The following is a 1,818-nucleotide window of genomic DNA, read 5'->3' as shown; positions in this document are numbered from 1 at the left end:
CTCTTAAACCAGTCTACGATTTTTGAAACATTTGAAAATTTAAATATGTATTCCTTCAATATAATAGGATTATTTAATTAGGTTTTGAGAGTGATTTCCTGAAAATAATTGTTTCAATACCAAGCAGGCTGGTTAATTACAATGCAAGAAAGCAAAAACAACTTACGAAAGAAAGGTGATTGCAATGTTAGGATGGGCATTATTATTTTTCATATTCGCAATGGTCGCAGGAGTCTTTGGCTTTCTAGGAATTGCTTCCGCACTAGCAGGGATGGCTAAAATCCTATTCGTCATATTTATTGTTCTATTCATCGCATCACTTATTCTTGGACGAAGACGAGCCTAGTTAGTAATAATTAATACTTAATAGAACACAAAAAACGAGGAGGAATTACAATGACAAACCATACAAACCAATTCAATACGAAAGTACACACGGTGAATAAAATTTCAGAGGTTCAAGATCAAGTGATCAGCTTTCAACGAGAAGGTTATCCACAGGATAACATCTATGTATTGACTCATGATAAGGATAGAACGAGTCGGATTGTAGAAAATACCGATGCGGAAAAAATCGGTGTAGCCGAGGAAGGTATAGGTACGGCTATTGCTAACATCTTCCGCTCTAACGGAGATGAGCTGCGCGCCAAGATGAGATCGCTCGGTATTTCAGAGATGGATGCAGAACGTCTGGAGCGAGAAATGGACAGAGATAAGATTCTGGTCATTGCTTGGGGAGGCAAGGAGTACACCGGCGAAGATTACGATTCAACGGTTTACTACTATCCTCATTACGTGGTCTAAAATAAACGTGGACTTTAGAAGTATAATAGACAAAGACCTGTCCCTTGGGGGTAGGTCTTTGTTAAAATATCTGAATCTAAAACGGTATGATATACTGAGAAAAGATTTGACTCAAAGGAGCAATTATTATGAGTATTATTATTGTTGATGATAATGCTACCAATCAACTTATTATTAAAACGATTTTAAATAAAGCCGGTTATAAAAATTTGAAAATAGCCTCCTCCGCTATGGAGCTGTACGGTCTATTGGGAATCGATTCACTTGTCGTTAAAGATGCGGATGTGGATTTAATTCTAATGGATATGATGATGCCGGATATCGACGGTTTAGAGGCATGCAAACGGATCCAATGCGATGAGCGGTTTAAGGATGTACCCATTATCTTTGTAACGGCAGTCGGCGACTCGAACAAAATGGCTGAGGCATTGGATGCTGGAGCTAGTGATTACGTAATGAAGCCGATAAATAAGATGGAGCTTCTTGCGCGTATACGTTCTGCACTAAGACTGAAGCAAGAAATTGATTGGCATAAAGAACGGGACAAACGAATGAAATATAAGCTAGAGCTGGCTAAGCAAGTTCAGCTTAGTGTGCTAAGTAATCCAATAAATGATGAGAACATTGAAATCAGTGCTGTATATCAGCCTTCCTCTGAGCTTGCGGGCGACTTTTATGCGTGGTATCGCATTGATAAACATCGTTACGGGGTTATTTTGCTGGATATGATGGGGCATGGAATATCGTCTTCGCTCGTTTGTATGTACATATCCTCCGTATTGCGTGATACCATTACGCGTATTTCTGATCTTGAGCAGGTTATGCATGAGCTTAATCGTTATATGAATCAGCTTCATATGAAGGATGAGTTAATTAATTATTATTTTACGGCTATTTACCTAGTATTGGACACAGAAGAAAAAACGATTGAATATGTAAATGCCTGGCATCCGCCAGGGTTTGTATATTTGGATAATCAGGTAGCCATGCTCGAGCAGGGCTGCGKTGCAATTG

The 1,818-nt window shown here is 39.0% G+C and carries 3 protein-coding genes; all 3 read left to right on the top strand.

The annotated features are described in order from the left end of the window. The first annotated feature begins 184 nt into the window (after window positions 1–184). Entirely contained in the window at window positions 185–346 is a 162-nt protein-coding gene (locus AC1DWN_RS33210; RefSeq protein ID WP_475809744.1) for a DUF1328 family protein, read from the top strand. Window positions 347–396: 50 nt separating this feature from the next. Next, on the top strand, window positions 397–804 hold the full coding sequence (locus AC1DWN_RS33205) for a YflT domain-containing protein (RefSeq protein WP_477563097.1): 408 nt from the start codon (window positions 397–399) through the stop codon (window positions 802–804). Window positions 805–932: 128 nt separating this feature from the next. Continuing rightward, window positions 933–1,818 (top strand): PP2C family protein-serine/threonine phosphatase (locus AC1DWN_RS33200; protein WP_477563096.1); only part of this gene is annotated, 886 nt, incomplete at its 3' end.

Source organism: Paenibacillus sp. P4_A7 (assembly GCF_056402455.1).
Note: the sequence above shows the minus strand (reverse complement) of the source record. Positions and strands in the feature narration are given on the sequence as shown.